This is a genomic window from Bacillus cereus group sp. BfR-BA-01381 (genome assembly GCF_022663555.1).
Taxonomy (GTDB): domain Bacteria; phylum Bacillota; class Bacilli; order Bacillales; family Bacillaceae_G; genus Bacillus_A; species Bacillus_A pacificus.
The window spans coordinates 1-21,658 of record NZ_JAKUFR010000082.1 but is presented as its reverse complement, the minus strand read 5'-3'; the positions used below and the strand labels follow the sequence as shown (position 1 = coordinate 21,658).

Here is a 21,658-nt window from a genome sequence, read left to right as displayed (position 1 = left end):
AACTCAAAAACTAAAAATGGTTTCCATCATGAATAAGGGTATATGCCTATGATGGGCATGTACTCTTATTTTAAAAAAATAAAAGTAAGAATATTTAAAACTATCTTATTGCTTTTGAGAAAAACGGGGAGGTGCTTGACTATGGGACGTTATGTATTAAAACGTTTCGTGTACATGGCTTTGACATTATTTTTAATTACTACACTGACTTTCTTTTTAATGAAATTACTTCCGGGTTCTCCGCTTAAAAATCAGGAGAAGTTATCACCGGCACAAAAAGAAATCATTCTTGAAAAATATGGTTTAAATGATCCAGTACCAGTTCAATATGCACGTTACTTAGGTAACTTAGCAAAAGGTGATTTAGGGGTATCATTCCAATATGATAACCGTCCAGTAACAGATATGATTGTGGATCGCATTGGACCATCAGCACAACTTGGTTTACAAGCGATTATATTAGGAACATTTATCGGTTTAATTTTAGGAATCGTTGCGGCACTTCGTAACAATACGTGGGTCGATTATGGAGCGACAATTATTTCCGTACTCGGGATGTCGGTACCATCGTTCGTATTTGCCGCATTACTACAATATTTCGTAGGGGTAAAACTTGGATGGTTCCCAGTAGCATTCTGGAAAGGACCAGAGTTTACAGTAATGCCTACAATCGCTTTATCGATGGCAGTTATCGCAACAATCGCACGTTTCGCTCGTGCAGAGTTAATTGAAGTTATGCAAGCTGACTACATTTTAACAGCGAAAGCGAAAGGAATTAGCCAAGGCGTTATCATTATCAAACACGCCCTTCGTAACGCGTTAATTCCAGTTGTAACAATTTTAGGACCAATGGTTGCAGGGTTAATTACAGGTACATTAGTTATTGAGCAAATTTATGCTGTACCAGGACTAGGGGAACAGTTCGTTAAATCTATTACAGTGAATGACTATACAGTTATTATGGGAACTACAATTTTCTATAGTGCGATCTTCATCTTAGTTATTTTCATTGTTGATATTTTATACGGAATTATTGATCCTCGTATTCGTTTAGCGGGAGGGAAAAAATGATGAAAGATGTACAAAAATTATCTCCAGACTTATTTCAACAAGCTAATCAAAATAATGTGGATAATGAAGTCATTGCCCGTCCAAGCTTAACGTTTTGGCAAGATGTAAGAAGACGTTTGTTCCAACATAAAGGAGCAATGTTCGGTTTAGTTTTATTAACGCTTATTATCTTACTAGCAATCTTCGGACCGATGGTAAGTAAGCACTCGTATAAAGAGCAAGATTTAGGACGTGCGAAATTACCACCGAAAATTCCTGTTATTGAAAATGTTCATTGGTTACCATTTGACGGTACAGATCAATATGGTGTTGACCAATATGAAAAACGTGATATTAAAGAGTATTTCTGGTTTGGTACAGATGATCTTGGACGCGATTTATGGACAAGAACATGGGAAGGTACACGCGTATCATTATATATCGCTCTTTTAGCAGCAGCAATTGACTTAATAATTGGGGTTGCATATGGAGGTATTTCAGCGTTCTATGGCGGTAGAGTAGATAATATTATGCAACGTATTATGGAGATTATTAACGGTATTCCATACTTAATCATCGTTATTTTAATGGTAATCATTATGGGATCTGGTATATGGTCAATTACACTTGCAATGGCGATTACAGGTTGGATAGGGATGTCGCGTATCGTTCGTGGACAAATCCTAAAATTAAAAAATCAAGAATACGTATTAGCATCTCGTACATTAGGTGCAACAAATACACAGTTAATTGTAAAACACTTAATCCCGAACGTAATGGGACCAATTATCGTAATGACAATGTTTACAATTCCAACAGCGGTGTTTGGTGAGGCGTTCTTAAGCTTTATCGGTTTAGGTATTCAGCCACCATTCGCATCACTTGGTTCTCTTGTAAATGACGGTTATAAATCAATTCAAACGTATCCGCATATGATGTTCATTCCTGCGGTTGTCATCAGTATATTAATTTTAGCGTTTAACTTAATGGCAGACGGATTACGCGATGCGTTAGATCCAAAAATGCGTAAGTAAAAGAGGGGAGAGGCAAAGATGAAAACATTGTTAGAGGTAAAAGATTTACAAGTCTCCTTTGATACACATGCAGGTGAAGTACAAGCTGTACGCGGCGTTACTTTTGATTTGAAAAAAGGGGAAACATTAGCGATTGTAGGAGAATCTGGTTCTGGGAAATCAGTTACTTCTAAAGCGTTAATGGGATTAATTCCGAATCCTCCTGGACGCATTAAAAATGGTGAAATCGTATTTGAAGGTCGTGACTTAACGAAATTAACAGAAAAAGAAATGCAGCAAGTACGTGGTAAAGATATCGCGATGATTTTCCAAGATCCAATGACATCATTAAACCCAACGATGACAATTGGAAATCAAATTATGGAAGGCCTTATTAAACACCAAGGGATGAGTAAAGCAGACGCACGTAAAGTTGCGTTGGAATTAATCGACCTTGTAGGTATTCCAAATCCAGAAGCTCGTTTAAAACAATATCCGCACCAATTCTCTGGTGGTATGAGGCAGCGTGTAGTTATTGCGATGGCGTTAGCTTGTAACCCGAAATTATTGATTGCGGATGAGCCGACAACAGCGCTAGACGTTACAATTCAGGCGCAAATTTTAGAGCTTATGAAGGACATTCAGCAAAAAACAGAAGCAGCAATCATTTTCATTACGCATGACTTAGGTGTAGTGGCAAATGTTGCGGACCGCGTAGCAGTTATGTACGCTGGTAAAGTTGTTGAAATCGGAACTGTAGATGAAATTTTCTACAACCCAAAACATCCATATACTTGGGGCTTAATCGCATCTATGCCAAGTTTAGATGGTTCAGAAGAAGAGTTATATGCAATCCCTGGAACGCCTCCAGATTTATTGAAGCCGCCAAAGGGAGATGCTTTTGCACCACGTAATCCACAGGCATTAAAAATTGATTTTGAAATGGACCCACCTTTATTTAAAGTAAGTGAAACACACTATGCGGCAACTTGGTTACTTCATGAGCAAGCTCCAGAAGTAAAACCGCCGGCAGTCGTTGAAAAACGCATTCTTCAAATGAAAGCAGGTGAACAACATGACTAAACAACGTGAGAAATTAATTGAAGTAAAAAATGTAAAGCAGCACTTCGACGTGAGTGGTGGTGTTGTTAAAGCGGTTAATGATATTTCATTTGATATTTACCGCGGAGAAACATTTGGTCTTGTAGGAGAATCAGGTTGTGGTAAATCAACAACTGGAAGAACGATTATTCGTTTATATGATGCAACTGCTGGTGAAGTATTGTTTGATGGTGAGAATGTACATGGTAAAAAATCACGCGCAGAACTGAAGAAATTCAACCGTAAAATGCAAATGATTTTCCAAGATCCATATGCATCATTAAACCCGCGTATGACAGTAGGGGATATTATTGCAGAAGGTATTGATATTCACGGATTAGCGAAAAACAAAAAAGATCGTATGGACCGTGTTCATGAATTATTAAACACAGTTGGTTTAAATAAAGAGCACGCAAACCGTTTCCCGCATGAATTCTCAGGTGGACAACGTCAACGTATCGGTATCGCTCGTGCACTTGCTGTAGAACCTGAATTTATTATTGCCGATGAGCCAATCTCAGCACTTGACGTATCAATTCAGGCACAAGTTGTAAACTTACTGAAAAAGTTACAAAAAGAAAAAGGTTTAACATACTTATTCATTGCCCATGATTTATCAATGGTAAAATACATTAGTGACCGCATTGGCGTAATGTATCGTGGTCAAATCGTTGAATTAACAACAAGTGATGAGTTATATGCAAATCCAATTCATCCATATACAAAATCACTATTATCAGCAATTCCACTTCCAGATCCAGATTATGAGCGCAATCGTAAACGTATCGTATACGATCCATCTCAGCACAATTATGGTAGTGAAGAACCGACAATGCGTGAAATTCGCCCAGGACATTTCGTATTATGTTCTGAAGCGGAGTATAAGAAATATAAAGAGATTTATCAATAATAAAAAATCCATTCTTCTATCACGGAAGAATGGATTTTTTACTATATAAAAGAGTTGTCAATATTTCTCGGTAAGTCGATATATTTAAAGAATCACAGATATAAGTTGTCTTTACTAAAGACTACGCTTTAATTAAACGAGTATTATTGCGCCTGAACAGAAACAATCTCCTCTTGTTCTTCAGGTTTAACAAGTGCATAACGTTCCCACGCTCTACTTTTCCAGCGGAAGAACATAATAATCGCACGTGTCCATTCATCAATAGCAATTGCTAGCCAAATACCAACGAGCCCCATATCTAAATGGAAGGCAAAAAAGTAACCGAGTGGTAAACTCATTAACACCATAGAGAATGCGCCGATTAAAACTGGGTACTTTGCGTCACCAGCTGCGCGAAGTGAATTGATGATGACGATGTTCATCGTACGCCCTGTTTCAAGTAGTACACTTAGTAAAAGAACGCTTGCACCTAACGCAATAATGTGCGGATTATCTGTAAATAGTCCCATTAATTGTGTGCGGAATGTAATAACGAGAGCAACCATACATAAAGTGACACCAATCGCCCACTTTACACTTTTCCATACACGTTCATACGCTTCATCTTTTTCACCACCGCCAACGAGGCGCCCAATAATAATTGCAGTTCCCATACCGATTGCAATAGCGAATAAATAAGTGAACATGGAAATGTTCGTAGCGTATTGTCTAGCCGCTAACGATTCCGTTCCTAAATATGTTGCATAGTATAAGAAGACAATTTGGCAAGCTTGATACATAACCTGCTCAAATGCAGATGGAATCCCGATCTTTAAAATTTTCCCGATATATTCTTTTGATAAGGTGAAGTAGTATTGTAATTTCACACGGTACTCCATAACACGGTACAGTAACCAGAAGAAAACGATAAGCGCTATAAGTCGGCTGACAGCAGAAGAAATAGCAGCCCCTTGTACACCAAGCTCTGGAAAACCAAATTTCCCGAAAATGAGTACGTAGTTTCCAGCGATATGAATAATATTCATTCCAAGTGAAATAAACATCGCTTGCTTTGTGAAGCCATGTACGCGGATAATTGCGGCTAATGAATTAATAATAGCTTGAAGGAAAATAGCTCCTCCGACGATGGATAAATAGCTCTGTGCATACATAAGTACATCGCCTTGTAAGTTCATCGCCATCATCATATGTTTTGAAAATAAAAGAAAACCAGCACTTATAACGAGTCCGACCACTAAATTTAATGTGACGGCTAAAGCTGATATTTTAGATGCTTCCATAAAACGTTTGGAACCGAGGTATTGAGATACGACGATAGCTGCGCCGTTCCCGATGACTTCTAGTACCAAAATAGCGATATGGAGATATTGATTCGCTGCACCAACCCCAGATACAGCATCGTCTGATAATGCACTTAACATGAAAGTATCAGCGATCCCCATTAACATAAATAGAAAAACTTCTAGAAAAATAGGCCATGTTAATAAGAATAAACTTAATTTCTCGGTAGGCCCGTTTTTTGCCTGAATTGCTGTCATGTCCGTCCCCTCTTTACCGATATCTATTTTTAGCAAAGTGTATCGTAACATACTTTCTTAACCTTTGCACTCATTTTAACCTACATATCTTTATTATGAAGGGAGCGCTATTTTATGATAAAAACAGAAGGATAATTATGCAGAAAGTATTATAGAATATAAAATTTGTTTTTATCTAATAATTTAGAAAAATATAAAAATAATTATTTCTGACACTTCAGTAAGGGAAAACAGCAATATGAAACGTTTACAAAGGTTTATTTTTTTAACAGAAAATTTTAATGAAATAGAAATATAAATATACAAAAAATATATTTGTGTGTATAATATGAATTATTGGAACATATATATATTTCTATTTGTTTGAAAATGAAAGGGCTAACATTTTTGTGGAGGGTGGAAATATGAAAAAAAAGATGCCAGTTTTTGTAGTATCAACAGTAGCGATGAGCATGATGTTAGGGGCATGTAGCTACCAAAAAGATGAACCGCAAGCGAACGCAAAAGGGGATAGCGGGAAAAGCGGTGCGAAGCAAGTTATTAACTTAATTGAAACACAAGAGATTCCAACGATGGATCCAGCGTTATCAGCTGATGCAGTTTCTTCAAGAGTAATGACTAATACGATGGAAGGCTTATACAGTTTAGGAAAAGATGATAAGCTAGTTCCTGGTGTAGCGAAGGAATTCAAAAAGTCAGAAGACGGTAAAAAATATACATTTAAATTACGTGAAGACGCAAAATGGTCAAATGGTGAGCCTGTGACAGCGAAAGATTTCGTATACGCATGGCAAAGAGCGATTAACCCAGATACAGCTGCGAAATCAGCGTACATTATGTATGATATAAAAAATGCAGAGAAAATTAATAAAAAAGAGATGAGTCCGGATCAATTAGGGGTAAAGGCAATTGATGATTATACATTAGAAGTGGAATTAGATAATTCAATTCCATACCTTGTAGATTTAATGGTATATCCAATCTTCTATCCTGTGAATGAAAAGTTTGTGAAAGAGCAAGGTACGAAGTTTGGTTTGGAAGCGAATACAACGCTTTATAACGGACCATTTACATTAAGCGATTGGCAACATGAACGCAGTTTTAAAATGACAAAGAGCACGTCATATTGGGACAATAAAGAAGTGAAAATTGAGGAAGTAAACTTTAATATTGTAAAAGATACGTCTACGCCAATTAATTTATATGAAACAAATGCAATCGATCGAGCGACGTTATTAGCAGAGTTCATCGATAAATATAAAGGAAAACCAGATTTCCAAACAGTAGAAGATACATCTGTATTCTTCCTTCGTTTAAATCAAAAAGATCCAGCGTTAGCAAATAAAAACATTCGTAAAGCAATTTCACTTGCTTTTGAACGTAAGCCGTTCGTTGATACATTATTAAATAACGGTTCTAAGCCAGCGACAGGATTAATTCCTGATAACTTCATTAAAGGACCGGATAAAAAGGACTTCCGTGCTGTAAATGGAGATATTGTAAAACCAAACGTGAAAGAAGCAAAGAAATATTGGGAAGCTGGTAAAAAAGAGCTTGGTAAAAATGAAATCGAATTAGAGCTATTAAATGAAGACGTTGAATTATCGAAGAAAACTGGTGAATATTTAAAAGGTGAATTAGAAAAGAATTTACCAGGTTTAACAGTGAAAATTAAACAGCAACCATTTGCACAAAAACTAAAACTAGAAGATGCGGGCGATTTCGTCATGTCATTCTCTGGATGGAGTGCAGACTTCCCAGATCCAATTACATATCTTGATATGTTTGTAACTGATGGATCACAAAATAAAATGAAATATTCTAATCCGAAATATGATGAGATCATCATGAAAGCGAAAAAAGATGGAAGCGATGTAAATGCTCGTTGGAAAAGCTTACTAGAAGCAGAGAAAATGTTACTTGATGACGCTGCGATTGTACCGGTATATCAACGTGGTAGAGCATACTTACAAAGAGAATCAATTAAAAATATGTACAACCATAAATATGGCGGCGATTTAAGCTTTAAATGGGCGTCAGTGGAGAAATAAGAAAAAAGCAGGCTAACCGCCTGCTTTTTTTAATACGTACGTTTCTTATAAATCCCTTTCCCGCCGACCTCGTTCCAGCCGGATTGCACATCCAAACTTTTATTAACAAACTTCATCTTTTCTTTTCCGCCAAAGAGTTTTTCACCAATGCTATTTGTAATGACACCAATCAATGCTGTTATTCCGATGATGAGGGCAGCAACAGTGACAAAATCAATAAAAAAAGCAATCATTTGCAAATTCCCCCTTTGCCTGTCTGTATTTTTATTGTATGAGATAAAAGATGAAAAAGAAAGAAATGTCAGAAAAATATTTAATATATTTTAGAAATCGTATAGACATGAACGAGAATGTTTGTTAAAATAAGAACAAACGTTCTTTTGATTCTCACTTATATAGTCTTACATTTCTTAATTGATTTATCAAAAAAAGGTAAGAAAACGTTCTCTTTTTCATAGAAAAGATTATGAGGAAATAACTATAAATCATATGAAAAATCTATGAAAAGCAAGCGTTAAGAGGGTTGAAGATTATTGTTAAAGAACAGATGAAGTAAGTGTAATTATGTTACATAGCAGTGAAATAAACGGAAGAGTTTTCTCAATTAGAAGGAAATTTACTGTATATTTCTTGCAAAATCTATTGTATAATGATTATAGAAGTTACTTATTAAAAGTAATTGTTGTTTACTAAAAGTTGTTGCTTACATGAAAAGCAATTTTTGCACTTTGTTTTAAGACAAGGTATCGCGAAAAATTGCTGAATTAAGAAATTTAAACTGTAATTAGTACAGAATTTGTACTCTTTAAGGAGAGTGAGCTTTGTATGGTAACATTATATAGTTCTCCAAGCTGTACGTCTTGTAGAAAGGCGAAATTATGGCTAGAGGAAAATCATATTCCTTATACAGAACGTAATATTTTCTCAGACCCGTTAACGATTGAGGAAATTAAAGAGATTTTACGTATGACAGAAAGCGGAACGGATGAGATTATTTCTACTCGTTCGAAAGTTTTCCAAGAATTAAATGTAAACTTAGAGTCTTTACCACTTCAAGATTTATATAAGATGATTCGTGACTATCCAGGGATTTTACGTCGTCCAATTATGATTGACGAGAAACGCCTTCAAGTAGGTTACAATGAAGACGAAATCCGCCGTTTCTTACCACGTACAGTAAGAACGTTCCAATTACGTGAAGCACAGCGTCTTGTAAATTAATTATAATAATATGAAAACCTTCTACCTATTATATAGTAGAAGGTTTTTTTTAATGTTTCACATTTCGTAATCGAACTCGTTGAACGATAAAGCCGATGCATAAGATGGTGAAAATAAATAAGTAAGGAATGCCTGCAGTGAAACTTGGGTTGTTATGAAAAAAGGTTGCCAGTCTGTCTTCATGTGTGACCATTTTTCCTGCTGTATAAGCGAGAATTGCTGCCCCGCAATAAATGAGGAATGGAAAGCGTTCCATAAGTATTAAAATGAGTTTGCTGCCCCAAATAATAATCGGGATAGAAATGAGTAAACCGATTATTACGAGTAAAAATCTTCCGTGAGCTGCCCCTGCAATGGCGATAACGTTGTCAAATCCCATAACAAGGTCCGCGAATACAATTGTACGCACAGCTTGAAATAAAGTTGTTTTTCCTTGAATAGAAGAAAGATCGTTGCTATTATCAGTTAGTAAATTTACTGCAATTAATGTAAGTAAAATGCCCCCGATAAGCTGCAGAAATGGAATGTCGAGCAAATAGACAGCTAGTATAGTAAGGATAATTCTTAGTACGATTGCTAAAAGAGTACCGATCAAAATAGCTTTATTTCGTTTCGATTCAGGTAAATTTCGGCTAGCTAGTGCAATGACAATTGCGTTGTCACCACCTAATACAACATCGATACCGACAATCATTAGTACAGATGTTAAAAACTCTAAGTCCATTCGTCTGCCTCCATTTATGATGTTTTAATAAGCGAACTATATGTATGTGGTGAAAAGAGACTAAAGTATCTTCTCTAATAAAAGTTTCACTTTATTACAGTGTACGGGGGAAGATGGAAATGTATGTCCAAATTTTTTATAAGTGAGAAATCGCCATAATGATATATTTGTGTATAACATCGAATGAAGATAGGTATATAACTATTTTTGTAAAATAAATCGATTTTATTTCCATTCTGGAGAATCTTATCATAAAATGAGAGTACAAGAATCTATTGATTTGTCATATGAGTGGGGAATCCCTTCATAACAATTCTAAGCAGGAAGGGAGAGTTGTATTTTGGATATTGAAAGAATTAATGATCATACAATGAAATTTTTTATTACGTACATTGATATAGAGGACAGAGGCTTTAATCGTGAGGAAATTTGGTATGACCGCGAAAGAAGCGAAGAGCTCTTTTGGGAAATGATGGACGAAGCTCGTGATCATGACGATTTCTTTATTGATGGGCCGTTATGGATTCAAGTGCAAGCAGTCGATAAAGGTATTGAAGTACTTGTAACGAAAGCAGAACTTTCAAAGGATGGACAAAAGCTAGAACTACCAATAGGTGTAGATAAAATTATAGACATTCCTCTAGATGAAGGTATTGAATCATTATTCCAGCAAGAATTAGTGGAAGAGGTAGAGGAACAAGCAGGTACAAACTTTAACGAAGATGGTACGTTTGGCTTTTTAATTAAGTTTAATGATTTTGAAGATGTCATTTCATTAAGCCATCGTCTTATCTTTGAAGATATAAAAGATGAGCTGTATTCATTTGAGGACCGCTATTATGTATATGTGGAATTCGATGAAGTGCTACATGATGAAGAAGAAATTGATCGCATTTTAAGCATTGTTTTAGAATACGGGGAAGAATCAACTTTAACAATTCATCGTGTAAGTGAGTATGGGAAACAAATTGTGAAAGAGCATGCGCTTGAAACAATTCGCAATAATTTTCCTGCTAAAACGTAGGCCGATTTCTGTAGTATGAAATCGGCTTTTTATATGAAGAATAGGAAAGCTTTCTTAGTAAGGAGGTAAGAGATGAAAAATACGTTAAAGTTGATTTTCTTTGTGTTACTATTGTTTGCATTATTTGTGTCATTACGTATGTTTATTGATGTAGCATTTTATTCGGATGTAATTGGGATAAAAGATGTTTCGATTTTAGGTATTATTAGTATTTTATTTACGGTATCTGCATTTTTAATTGGCTGCGTTATTTTCTTAGAGAACCGTCATCCATCAAAAACACTTACATGGCTCATTGTGTTAGGGATTTTTCCGGTATTTGGATTCTTCGCTTATTTATTATTCGGACAGAACTTTCGGAGGAAGAGAATGTTCCAAAAGAAGGCGTTGCTCGATGAACAAGCGTTTTTACAATATAAGGGGCATGAAGATTACGAAGAACGGATTTTGCGCAATCATAAGCATCAAGAGCTGTTATTTCGTTTAGCGGATCGCTTAGGCGCTTTAAATATTTCATTTCAAACTGAAACGAGAACATTAACAAATGGAGATGAAACGTTTCAGGCTATTTTAGATGGATTAAAACGAGCGAAACATCACATTCATATGGAATATTACATTGTGCGTGATGATAAGCTTGGAACAGAAATTAAAGATATTTTAATACAAAAATCAAAAGAAGGCGTAGTCGTTCGTTTTTTATATGATGCGGTTGGAAGTTTTAAATTATCAAAATCATATATTGAAGAATTAAACGACGCAGGTGTTGAAATGATTCCGTTCTTCCCTGTGCGCTTTCCGATTTTAAACGATAAGATTAATTATCGAAACCACCGAAAAATCGTTATTATTGATGGAAATGAAGGATTTGTAGGTGGATTAAATATTGGTGATGAATATTTAGGGAAGGATAAGTACTTCGGCTTTTGGCGAGACACACATTTATATTTGCGTGGTGAAGCTGTGCAAAGTTTGCAGCTTATTTTCCTTCAAGATTGGTTTTATATGACTGGTGAGGCTGTGCTAGCCCCTGAATATTTACAAGCGAAAGCAGTTGAGGGGGAGCATTGGGGAGGCGTGCAGCTCGTTGCAGGTGGACCGGATAATAAATGGGAAACAATTAAACATTTATATTTTGCCATGATTGCTTCTGCGCGGAAATCCATTTGGATTGCAACGCCGTATTTCATCCCGGATGATGATATTTTGTCCGCATTAAAAGTAGCGGCACTTGCAGGTATCGATGTTCGTTTGTTAATGCCGAGTAAGCCTGATAAGCGCACTGTCTTTTACGCATCGAGATCGTACTTCCCAGAGCTTTTAGATGCAGGGGTAAAGATATATGAATACGAGAAAGGTTTTCTCCATAGTAAAGTTGTCATTGTCGATTCTGATTTAGCTTCAATTGGGACAGCTAATATGGATATGAGAAGTTTTCATTTGAACTTTGAAGTAAATGCCTTTTTATATGATACAGATAGCATTCGAAAACTTGTTCAAGATTTTAAAGATGATTTAGAAGAATCAAGTGAAATTCATGTCGATCGTTTTCATAAAAGGCGCCTGCATAGACGAATTGTTGAATCAACGTACCGGTTATTATCGCCTTTATTATAAAAAGAGATGTCCGAAATTGGGACATCTCTTTTTTAAAAGGAATTTGTAATAAATTGTAGAATATAAGGAGCTGAAAGGATGTGATTCCGATGTTTATTGCTAAAAGAGAAAACGGAGAAAAAATTCATCTACTCTATCATCATGATGAAGAGCTTTTACACCGTATGCGTAAAAGGGAGAGTTTCTTTTGCACAGCTTGCGGGAAGGAAGTACTAATGAGATTAGGGAAACAAAAAAAGTGGCATTTTGCTCATAAGAAAGTGGATTCATGTTTGGCTTTTTATGAAGCAGAATCGATATACCATATGCACGGTAAAGAATTGTTATATAGATGGTTCAAACGTCAAAACTTTCATGTAGATATAGAACATTATTTACCAGAGATTCAGCAGCGACCGGATATTTTCATAGAGAGAGCAGGGAGAAAAGTTGCGATTGAATACCAGTGCGCGAATCTCTCTATAGAACAGCTGTACAAACGAACCTATTCGTATTGGCGAGCTGGTATACAGGTCATTTGGATTATTGGTGGAAATCAATTGAAAAAGCACTCTGCCTATTGGATGAAATTCTCCTCCCTTATGGCTTTCTCCTTACAATCTTACCCTCAACCACTTCTTATTTTCTTCTGCTCGAAACAAAAATCATTTATGAAATGCGCGTTTCTCACTTCGTTTTCTACAAGCGTCTCTTTCTCACATATTATATATTTACCAGCTGAAACGACTACTTTTGAAATGCTCTTTTCTTCTGTTTCTTTTCAAAAGGAGATATTAGAACGAGAATGGAAGAAGCGAAAGGACTATTTTCGAAAAAATGCTTTGCCTATTTGGAATTATAATCATAAGTCACTATTACGCCTCTTATATCAATGTAAATGTACCCCAGCAAATTTCCCTTCTGAAATTGGTGTGCCGCTTCCGTCCTCATTTGCTTTTCAAACAAATCCATTTATATGGCAAGCTTTTTTATATATGAAGTGTATAGGCGAGCTTGCGGTAGGGGATTATATTTCCCTTCCATACGTGTGGAGTTATATAAAAAAGTATACGAAAAGGCGTATGCTCCCGTACTTTTCACAGCATATATGGAAAGTAGCAGTTACTGAGTATATGACATTTTTATGCTATACAGGTGTATTACGTAAAGTAGGGACTTATAAGTACCAGAAAATACGGGGGATAGTTATGGTAAAAACAGAGGAGGAAGTTATGAAATATGATGAAAGTAGTTTAGCGTATGCCTTATCTTTATTTGAGGCAAAGTACAACATGAGAGAAGGAAAAGCGGATATAATAAAGACTGATCGTGAAGGAATTACATAAGAAAAATCGAATTGTATGTAAGTAGAGATATTTAAAGGAGGGCTTAAAGCATGTCTGAACAAAACACAGCAAAAACATTACCGGATCGTAACGAGATTGAAGAATCAAGTACGTGGCGATTAGAAGATATTTTCCAAACAGATGCAGAATGGGAACAAGAATTCCAAGCTATTAAAGAGCTATTACCGAAGTTAACTGAATTTAAAGGGAAACTTGGTGACTCTGCGAACAATTTACTTGAAGCATTGCAATATGAAGATGAAATTTCAATGCGATTAGGTAAGCTATATACATATGCACATATGCGTTACGATCAAGATACAACAAACTCTGTGTATCAAGCGTTAAATGATCGCGCAACAAACTTATATTCACAAGTATCTAGTAGCACAGCATATATTGTGCCTGAAATTTTATCGATTTCAGAAGATACACTGCAAACATTCTTGAAAGAAAATAGAGACTTAAGTGTATATGAACATGCGTTAGAAGAAATTACGCGTCAACGCCCTCACGTATTGTCTGAAGCGGAAGAGGCTTTATTAGCAGAAGCATCTGAAGTAATGAGTGCGTCAAGTAATACATTTGGTATGTTGAATAATGCGGATTTGAAATTCCCATCTATTAAAGGTGAGGATGGAGAAGAAGTAGAAATTACACATGGCCGTTACATTCAGTTTTTAGAAAGTGATGATCGTCGTGTGCGCGAAGATGCGTTCAAAGCTGTATATGAAACGTACGGAAAATATAAGAACACATTTGCAAGTACGTTAAGCGGAGCTGTAAAGCGTAATAATTTTAATGCACGCGTTCGTAAATATGACTCTGCACGTCAAGCAGCATTAAGTAATAATAATATTCCTGAAGCGGTGTACGATCAACTCGTTGAATCTGTAAATGATAATTTACACTTGCTACATCGTTACGTTGATATTCGTAAGCGTGCACTAGGGCTTGATGAGCTTCATATGTATGATTTATATACACCACTTGTACCAGAAGTGAAAATGAATGTGAAGTATGAAGAAGCGCAAGACATGTTATTAAAGTCTTTACATGTACTTGGTGATGAGTATGTTGATATTTTGAAAGAAGCATATGAAAATCGCTGGGTAGATGTGTATGAGAATAAAGGAAAACGAAGCGGAGCATATTCATCTGGTGCATATGGAACAAATCCTTATATTTTAATGAACTGGCATGATAATGTAAATAATTTATTTACACTTGCTCATGAATTTGGCCATTCTGTCCATAGTTACTACACAAGAAAAACGCAGCCGCACGTATACGGTGATTATTCAATCTTCGTTGCGGAAGTAGCATCAACTTGTAATGAAGCGCTTCTAAACGATTATTTATTAAAAACGACAGAAGATAAGAAAGAGCGTCTATACTTATTAAATCATTATTTAGAAGGATTCCGTGGTACTGTATTCCGTCAAACGATGTTCGCAGAGTTTGAGCATATTATTCATAAGAAAGTACAAGAGGGACATGCGGTAACGCCAGACATGTTAACGGAGATCTACTATGATTTAAATAAGAAATATTTCGGTGATGCTTTAGTAATTGATGAAGAAATTGGTTTAGAGTGGTCTCGTATTCCGCACTTCTACTACAACTATTACGTATACCAATACGCAACAGGATTTAGTGCAGCAACGGCTCTATCTAAACAAATTTTAGAAGAAGGGCAACCAGCAGTAGAACGTTACATTAATGAGTTCTTAAAAGCAGGAAGCTCAGATTATCCAATTGAAGTGCTGAAAAAAGCTGGAGTAGATATGGCATCTCCAGAACCAGTAAAAGAAGCATTGCAAGTATTTGAAGAGAAATTAAATGAATTAGAAGCATTATTATTTGAAGAGAAGTAATAGAAAAGACGAGGAATTTGCCTCGTCTTTTTCTTGATGTCGTTTTGTCGATATTTGTCGAGAAAATAAAGTGAATTGTCTTCTTTTTTCTAAATTAGAAGGCAGTTTTACAGTTCATTAAAACCCTTTAAATCGTTTTTTATGGTTGAAATAAGAGAGAGCGATGACAATGACTCCAAATAAAAGAGGGAAGGCAATCATTTTAGGAAAAGCTTGTAGTAGAGAGAGGATGTACAAGAAAAAAGAAACGATGACGGCTAGAATGATAAGTAAAATATACGTTTTTTTCATACAAAACACCTCCAAAATAGCTTTTTTATAGCTTATTCAAAAATGAAAACGTTTAGAATGTGACAAAAGTGTGAAATTCGACAAAAGGGGTTGTCATCTGACGTCGAATCTTGTAATATAATAAGCGTGAACGAATTCACATACAAACATATACCCCTTTGTTTGAACGTGAAAATTTCTCCCATCCCCTTTAATATTTTTATAAGCCGTAAAGAAAAAGACCTGGTGTTTACACCAGGTCTTTTTCTTTTGCTATCCATTTCCAATAACGCTCACATTTTACGTCAATCATTTGTACTTTTCGTTTCAGTTGTAATTTTTTTAGTTCACGTTCAATTTCTTGCTTCGAGCAGTCATATATAAATGCTACTTCTTTTGAAGAGATAAATTGCGTCGCTTCTAGTAATACTTCTAAAGGTGGTAATGGTTCTGGCTCGATTTCACATTTTACAAGTTCTTTCAATAATTGTACGTAGACATCGTAGGAATACGTTCCAGCGATTTTAATACCTTCTTCATCTGAATTTGCATGAAAAAATACGAGAGAAGGTATTTCTGTAATATGCATCTCATTTGTGAATTTTAAGTCACATTGGAAAGCTTTTTTTGCGCTAGCGGAATATAGGTCTTTTTTAAATTCTTCTACATCAATATTGCTATCTTTTGCGCATGCAAGTAATAATTCGCAGTCAGGATTTGATACATTTTCAAGGAAAATGTATTCTTGGAGTTTTCGCAAAAACTTCGAACCTGCTTTTCGGCCCTGCAACTCCGCTGCTTTAATTGCCATCGAAACTAAATATGGTGTTGACGATGCTTCTTGCATATGTACCTTTCCATCACATGAAAAACCTTGTAAACTTGTTGTCTTTTCCCACACAAATCGAATATTAGCAGGTTTATTCCATTTGTGTGAGGAAGCGTTCGTTCCGTCCACTTTTCCTGTTACGATATGACGAATAGAGAAGTATTTCCCGTACTCAAGCCATAGTTTAATAATAAAGGGCTCAATTTCCCAGCAATCTTTACAAAGTGGATCAATAAATAAATATGCTTCTACAGACTTATGCTCACATGCGGAAGGAGATGGCATATTGATATGCTTTGCTTCCTGTTTATCCATTATATTTCACCTGTTTCGTTTGGAGTATTAACCATATGCTGAGCAGTTAATGCTAAACGTTCAAAAACGAACTCTCTTATATGACCGTGCACTCCTGTGTCATCCATTGCTTGCTCCATGCACGATAGCCAAGCCTCTGCTCGTTTTGGAGTAATCTCAAACGGGAGATGGCGTGCTCTTAACATAGGATGACCATGTTCTTCAGTGTATAAATTAGGACCACCTAAATATTGTGTTAAAAATTGTTTCTGCTTCCTAGCTGTTTCTGTTAAATCATCCGGGAAGATGGGAGATAGGTCAGGGTGTTTACTGACATAGGAATAAAATGTGTCTACTAATATTGCAATGCATTGTTCACCGCCAATTGCTTCAAATGGTGTCATCGGTTGCTTGCTCATCCTTTTAAACTCCTTTTTCCATGAAATGTATATCTATTGTAGCAATGGAATGTTAGGGAGGGCAAATAAACAGCCTTCATAACGTTCTTTGCTTATTCTACAGATGTAAAAGAATCTTTTCTTTTTCAAAAAGTGAGATGTATCCACTAGTAGAACGTATTCACTAGTGGAATTTTCACTTTAGCGTGCTTTGTTTTGTTTGGCAAGGAAAAAGCGTTTTACTTTATTATTTGTATGACGGATTGGTATGTCGTGTTGCTTTAACAAATGAATAAATGAAGCTTTGCCTGCTTCTTCATCTTGCACTTCAAATTCAATTTCATAATCATCGTGATTGTAATAGAAACTATGATCAAAGACAAGCGTTCCGCCTTCAAATAGTGTTTCGGCTCTTTCAGTTGTTAAACTACCCATATAAGTTAAAGCAGAAACAGGAATTTGTAATGTGTGTAGTTGATCTACTACAGCGCCTTGAATAATTGTATTTGTTTTCATCATCAATCTTGCTTCATCTGCTGTTATAACTTGATGCGTTTCTAACAAGCCGACTTCTGCAGGTTGTTTCAATGTTAATGTATAAGTTTCTCCTTTATGACGAATACGAAGTGCAGAGCCAGCTTCTTTTAATGAGAAGCTCGGTGTTTCAAAGTAGTGATTCACCTGTTTCGTAAATCCTTCAATAGAGAATGATTTACATAATGTATTGAATTCTTCTTCTGTAACAATATTTTTAAATTCAATTTCAATTTCTTGTGTCATTGTATGCGCGCTCCTTTTGAAAAATAATTCTTTACACATTATCGCTTTTTCACAAATTTGGTTCAATGTTTTATTTGTTTGCGTCCATGTTATGATACAATAATACTGTTAAGTAAGACAGGAAGTTGAGATGGAGGAGTTAGAGCATGCAAAATAAAATCCAAGTTAAGAGCGTAGAAAAGAGAGAGAATGCTCTTATTTTTTGTGCGGAAAATAGTGAAATAGAGGTAAAGGAGTTAAGTGCGCGTAATCACGTACTTGTAGACTCAGATAATTTATCATTTTTATATATCTTAGAAAACGAATCATCTTTCATTTATGTAAGCATTCCACACACATGCTGGGAAGCAATGCATGAAGCGATGAATAACGACGTGGTTATGTTCGTTCGCGTGAATGACATTGAAATGGAATTAGAAGGTTTAAAAGAAGAAGTAGAATATTTAGTTGAAAATATTGAAGGTAATGCAAATTACGGAGAAGAACTAGTAACTGCTGTAGAAAAAGTATTTCTATAAGCAAATGGATTGATTTTGGTGGTGGTTGAAATGAATCGAAATTGGGAAGAATTTTTAGCACCTTACCACCAAGCGGTGGCAGAGCTGAAAGTGAAACTAAAAGGAATGCGTACTCAATTTGCAATGTTAACAGAGCATTCTCCAATTGAGTTTGTAACAGGAAGGGTAAAGTCGGTTGCAAGTATTATTGATAAAGCGGAGAAGAGAAATGTACCGTTAGACAGGCTAAGAGAAGATATGCAAGACATCGCGGGCCTTCGAATGATGTGTCAATTTGTTGATGAGATTAAGCCTGTTGTAGAATATCTTCGAAAGCGAAATGACTTTGAAATCGTGGAAGAACGTGATTACGTCACGCAGAAGAAAGATAGCGGTTATCGTTCTTATCACGTTGTCATTAGTTACCCAGTTCAAACGATTCAAGGTGAACAAAAAGTATTGGTAGAAATCCAAATACGTACGCTAGCAATGAACTTTTGGGCAACAATTGAGCATTCTTTAAATTATAAATATAGTGGACGTTTTCCTGAAGATATTAAAATACGCTTGCAACGTGCAGCGGAAGCAGCATTTTTATTAGATGAAGAAATGTCTTCTATCCGTCTTGAAATTCAAGAAGCGCAGAAAGCTTTTTCAAGAAAGCAAGAAACGAAAGATTCCGAATCATAAACTAAAGGGTGTTGGGCGATGAAATTTACAATTATGTCAAAGGGAGATCAATCATCAGATGCACTGGCAAGCACGATGAAAGAATACTTGCTAGATTTTGGATTTATAATGGATGAACAGGAACCCGATATTGTAATTTCTGTTGGGGGAGATGGAACGCTTTTATATGCGTTTCATCGTTATTATAATCGATTGGATGAAACAGCATTTGTTGGTGTACATACAGGGCATTTAGGTTTCTATGCAGATTGGTTACCGACAGAAGTAGAGAAATTAGTAATTGCAATTGCTAAAACACCATTCCAAGTGGTGGAATATCCGCTTTTAGAAGTGATTATTCGCTATGTGAATGGGAGCAAAGAGTCACAGTATTTAGCGATGAATGAAGCGACTGTGAAAAGTGCAGAAGGTACATTAGTAACAGAAGTGGAAATACGCGGAGAGTACTTTGAAACGTTCCGCGGGGATGGTCTTTGTATTTCTACTCCTTCGGGAAGTACTGCGTATAATAAGGCGCTTGGCGGAGCAATTATTCACCCTTCTATTGAAGCGATCCAAATTGCAGAAATGGCATCTATTAATAACCGTGTGTTTCGTACGGTAGGTTCGCCGCTCGTATTGCCGAAACATCATACATGCGTGCTGAAGCCGACTGCAGGAATGAACTTACAAATTACGGTGGACCATTTAACGATGGTTCATCAAGATGTGAAATCAATTCAGTATCGCGTGGCAAACGAGAAAGTACGATTTGTTCGTTTCCGTCCATTTCCGTTCTGGAAACGAGTTCGTGACTCGTTTGTTGCAGATAAATAGAAAGGGTTTATATATTTGAACAGATTTACATTGAAATGGGATATAGAATCGGCCCAAGGGGGAACTTTAGTTAGAGAATTTCTAAAAACAAAGGGGATTTCTAAAGCCGCATTAACGGATATAAAGTTTCATGGCGGATCTATAGAAGTAAATGGTCAACATGCGAGCGTTCGTCATCAGTTGCAAGCTGGTGAAGAATTACGTGTCTTTTTTCCCGTGGAGGAAAGAAGTGAAGGGATGATTGCAGAAGATATCCCTTTATGTATTGTATATGAAGATGATGCAGTTCTTGTCATAAACAAAGAGGCGAACATGTCAACGATTCCGTCTAGAGAACACCCGGCTGGAAGTGTTGCAAATGCGCTTTTATCTCATTATGATAAGCAACATCTTGCAAGTACGGTGCACATCGTAACGAGGTTAGATCGTGATACTTCAGGGCTTATGCTTATTGCAAAAAATCGTTTCGTACATCATCTTTTATCGAAACAGCATCAACAAAAAGCTGTGAAAAGAACGTATGAAGCGATCGTTCACGGTGAGATGGTAGAAAGAGAAGGGACGATTGACGCACCGATTGGACGAAAATCGGATAGCATTATTGAGCGAACCGTTTGTGAGGAGGGGCAAAGAGCCGTTACTCATTTTAGAGTGATCGATAGCGCCAATCATAAGACGCATGTATCACTTGAGCTCGATACAGGGAGAACGCATCAAATTCGTGTACATATGGCGCACATAGGACATCCGCTACTTGGCGATAATTTATATGGTGGAAAAAGAGATGAAATGAAGCGACAAGCGCTTCACAGTACATCCTTGACGTTTTATCATCCTATTTTAGAGAAAGAAATGTCTTTCACTACACCGATTCCAAGCGATATGCAAGCGGTATTAAGACATACTTAAAAAGGGAACAAAATTCTTATGTAACGAAGAATTTTGTTCCCTTTTTTCTTAGCGGAATAATATTAAAATTTGATTGTCGCCCGTGCGCTTTATAACGAAAAAGCCACTTTCAGATTTTGTAGCAATGCCATCGTTATTTGGACGACAATATCCATGCGTTTCGCAAGTACCGTCATCACGTACTAACATTTGTCCAATTAATCCGACAGGAAGCCACTCGTTACGGTCTTTTCTTGCTATATATTTGCAAGCTGGATCCCATTCTGTATTTAAAAGAGGTTGTATGTCTTGCGATTCCGTACGTACATATTGACGTTTTCCAAAGCTATCTGTTTTATAGCGTTTTTGCCAACTTAAAGCGCCGCTATTTCCTATAAGAGCGGGGGTGGCGCTAGATATTCCTAAGATGAATGAATCGTTTGAAGTAGCGATTCGAATTTTTTCTTCGCTACTAAATGTAACGAAATAACCTACATCAATAAAAGTATTGTCTACTGTTTCAAACATTTGCGCAAAATCAGTTCCGCTTGCATTGTAAGAAGCGCCCTCAATGTACATTTCTCCATTATGAGCAAGCCACTTTGCACCGATATTATGATCGGTTTCATTTGTGCCGTTTGCAATAAACCAAGAATAAGATTCATCTGCTGTGCCGAAGCGCCCCATAATATGGCTACCTGCAAAATGAGCTGTTGATGTATGATTACCTTCCGCATGAGAAGAG

At 36.4% G+C, this 21,658-nt stretch carries 22 protein-coding genes; 14 read left to right on the top strand and 8 right to left on the bottom strand.

The annotated features are described in order from the left end of the window. Positions 1 to 141 precede the first annotated feature (141 nt). The 4 genes from opp3b to MR079_RS22400 are packed head-to-tail and all read left to right on the top strand — an operon-like array spanning position 142 to position 4,074. Positions 142 to 1,071 (top strand): oligopeptide ABC transporter permease, encoded by a 930-nt coding sequence (opp3b, locus tag MR079_RS22415; RefSeq protein WP_000534165.1) that lies wholly within the window; start codon positions 142 to 144, stop codon positions 1,069 to 1,071. After that, a complete protein-coding gene (gene opp3C, locus MR079_RS22410) occupies positions 1,068 to 2,084 on the top strand; it encodes an oligopeptide ABC transporter permease (RefSeq protein WP_000974100.1) in 1,017 nt (338 codons plus the stop codon). Before opp3b ends, opp3C begins: the two co-directional genes overlap by 4 nt. Positions 2,085 to 2,102: 18 nt before the next feature. Continuing rightward, the gene (locus MR079_RS22405) at positions 2,103 to 3,146 is read left to right on the top strand and encodes an ABC transporter ATP-binding protein (protein ID WP_139868684.1); all 1,044 of its coding nucleotides are present in this window, start codon (positions 2,103 to 2,105) and stop codon (positions 3,144 to 3,146) included. Next, complete coding sequence (locus MR079_RS22400; RefSeq protein ID WP_000166342.1) at positions 3,139 to 4,074, top strand: ABC transporter ATP-binding protein; 936 nt, start codon at positions 3,139 to 3,141, stop codon at positions 4,072 to 4,074. The genes MR079_RS22405 and MR079_RS22400 overlap by 8 nt, the downstream gene beginning before the upstream one ends. Positions 4,075 to 4,217: 143 nt before the next feature. On the opposite strand, the gene MR079_RS22395 is transcribed toward MR079_RS22400, so the two are convergent. Continuing rightward, positions 4,218 to 5,663 carry an MATE family efflux transporter gene (locus MR079_RS22395; protein ID WP_002035938.1) on the bottom strand — a complete coding sequence of 482 codons (1,446 nt, stop codon included), beginning with the start codon at positions 5,661 to 5,663 and terminating at the stop codon, positions 4,218 to 4,220. Between the two features lie 353 nt (positions 5,664 to 6,016). Between MR079_RS22395 and MR079_RS22390 the strand changes: the two genes are divergently transcribed. After that, a complete protein-coding gene (locus tag MR079_RS22390; protein WP_242294650.1) occupies positions 6,017 to 7,663 on the top strand; it encodes a peptide ABC transporter substrate-binding protein in 1,647 nt (548 codons plus the stop codon). A 29-nt stretch (positions 7,664 to 7,692) separates the two neighbouring features. Here the strand turns inward: MR079_RS22390 and MR079_RS22385 are convergent, their stop codons facing one another. Then, a complete protein-coding gene (locus MR079_RS22385; RefSeq protein ID WP_000559976.1) occupies positions 7,693 to 7,896 on the bottom strand; it encodes a hypothetical protein in 204 nt (67 codons plus the stop codon). Positions 7,897 to 8,488: 592 nt separating this feature from the next. On the opposite strand from MR079_RS22385, the gene spx reads away from it, so the two are divergent. Then, the gene (gene spx / locus MR079_RS22380; protein ID WP_000258267.1) at positions 8,489 to 8,884 is read left to right on the top strand and encodes a transcriptional regulator Spx; all 396 of its coding nucleotides are present in this window, start codon (positions 8,489 to 8,491) and stop codon (positions 8,882 to 8,884) included. 49 nt (positions 8,885 to 8,933) lie between these two features. Here spx and MR079_RS22375 read toward each other — a convergent pair whose 3' ends face one another. Then, complete coding sequence (locus MR079_RS22375) at positions 8,934 to 9,608, bottom strand: TerC family protein (RefSeq protein WP_048553954.1); 675 nt, start codon at positions 9,606 to 9,608, stop codon at positions 8,934 to 8,936. Positions 9,609 to 9,948: 340 nt separating this feature from the next. Here MR079_RS22375 and mecA point away from each other — a divergent pair, with 340 nt between their 5' ends. The 4 genes from mecA (at position 9,949) to pepF (ending at position 15,451) form a co-directional block, all read left to right on the top strand. Further along, positions 9,949 to 10,632, top strand: coding sequence for an adaptor protein MecA (gene mecA / locus MR079_RS22370; protein WP_000350710.1), 684 nt, complete (start codon positions 9,949 to 9,951; stop codon positions 10,630 to 10,632). A 72-nt stretch (positions 10,633 to 10,704) separates the two neighbouring features. Continuing rightward, positions 10,705 to 12,249: a cardiolipin synthase gene (locus MR079_RS22365; protein ID WP_000799204.1), complete on the top strand. Its 1,545-nt coding sequence runs from the start codon at positions 10,705 to 10,707 to the stop codon at positions 12,247 to 12,249. A gap of 80 nt (positions 12,250 to 12,329) precedes the next feature. Then, the gene (locus MR079_RS22360) at positions 12,330 to 13,574 is read left to right on the top strand and encodes a competence protein CoiA (protein ID WP_242294649.1); all 1,245 of its coding nucleotides are present in this window, start codon (positions 12,330 to 12,332) and stop codon (positions 13,572 to 13,574) included. A 50-nt stretch (positions 13,575 to 13,624) separates the two neighbouring features. Continuing rightward, positions 13,625 to 15,451, top strand: coding sequence for an oligoendopeptidase F (pepF, locus tag MR079_RS22355; RefSeq protein WP_242294648.1), 1,827 nt, complete (start codon positions 13,625 to 13,627; stop codon positions 15,449 to 15,451). Between the two features lie 117 nt (positions 15,452 to 15,568). Here pepF and MR079_RS22350 read toward each other — a convergent pair whose 3' ends face one another. The 4 genes from MR079_RS22350 to MR079_RS22335 all read right to left on the bottom strand — a co-directional run bounded on the left by MR079_RS22350 (position 15,569) and on the right by MR079_RS22335 (position 18,022). After that, positions 15,569 to 15,742: a hypothetical protein gene (locus MR079_RS22350; RefSeq protein WP_000754593.1), complete on the bottom strand. Its 174-nt coding sequence runs from the start codon at positions 15,740 to 15,742 to the stop codon at positions 15,569 to 15,571. Positions 15,743 to 15,971: 229 nt separating this feature from the next. After that, positions 15,972 to 16,865 (bottom strand): ClpXP adapter SpxH family protein, encoded by an 894-nt coding sequence (locus tag MR079_RS22345; RefSeq protein ID WP_000360652.1) that lies wholly within the window; start codon positions 16,863 to 16,865, stop codon positions 15,972 to 15,974. After that, a complete protein-coding gene (locus MR079_RS22340; protein ID WP_000043381.1) occupies positions 16,865 to 17,263 on the bottom strand; it encodes a globin domain-containing protein in 399 nt (132 codons plus the stop codon). The genes MR079_RS22345 and MR079_RS22340 overlap by 1 nt, the downstream gene beginning before the upstream one ends. Positions 17,264 to 17,443: 180 nt before the next feature. After that, positions 17,444 to 18,022, bottom strand: a complete 579-nt coding sequence (locus tag MR079_RS22335; protein ID WP_242294646.1) for a CYTH domain-containing protein — start codon at positions 18,020 to 18,022, stop codon at positions 17,444 to 17,446. Between the two features lie 146 nt (positions 18,023 to 18,168). Here MR079_RS22335 and MR079_RS22330 point away from each other — a divergent pair, with 146 nt between their 5' ends. Genes MR079_RS22330 through MR079_RS22315 form a run of 4 tightly spaced genes read left to right on the top strand, consistent with a single transcriptional unit; the run spans position 18,169 to position 20,934 of the window. Then, positions 18,169 to 18,540: a UPF0738 family protein gene (locus MR079_RS22330; protein ID WP_001180003.1), complete on the top strand. Its 372-nt coding sequence runs from the start codon at positions 18,169 to 18,171 to the stop codon at positions 18,538 to 18,540. Positions 18,541 to 18,570: 30 nt separating this feature from the next. Next, on the top strand, positions 18,571 to 19,209 hold the full coding sequence (gene yjbM, locus MR079_RS22325) for a GTP diphosphokinase (RefSeq protein ID WP_001081482.1): 639 nt from the start codon (positions 18,571 to 18,573) through the stop codon (positions 19,207 to 19,209). 18 nt (positions 19,210 to 19,227) lie between these two features. Next, a complete protein-coding gene (locus tag MR079_RS22320; protein WP_000673185.1) occupies positions 19,228 to 20,025 on the top strand; it encodes an NAD kinase in 798 nt (265 codons plus the stop codon). A 15-nt stretch (positions 20,026 to 20,040) separates the two neighbouring features. After that, complete coding sequence (locus tag MR079_RS22315) at positions 20,041 to 20,934, top strand: RluA family pseudouridine synthase (RefSeq protein WP_242294644.1); 894 nt, start codon at positions 20,041 to 20,043, stop codon at positions 20,932 to 20,934. Between the two features lie 48 nt (positions 20,935 to 20,982). On the opposite strand, the gene MR079_RS22310 is transcribed toward MR079_RS22315, so the two are convergent. Next, positions 20,983 to 21,658 (bottom strand): peptidase G2 autoproteolytic cleavage domain-containing protein (locus MR079_RS22310; RefSeq protein WP_277933145.1); only part of this gene is annotated, 676 nt, incomplete at its 5' end.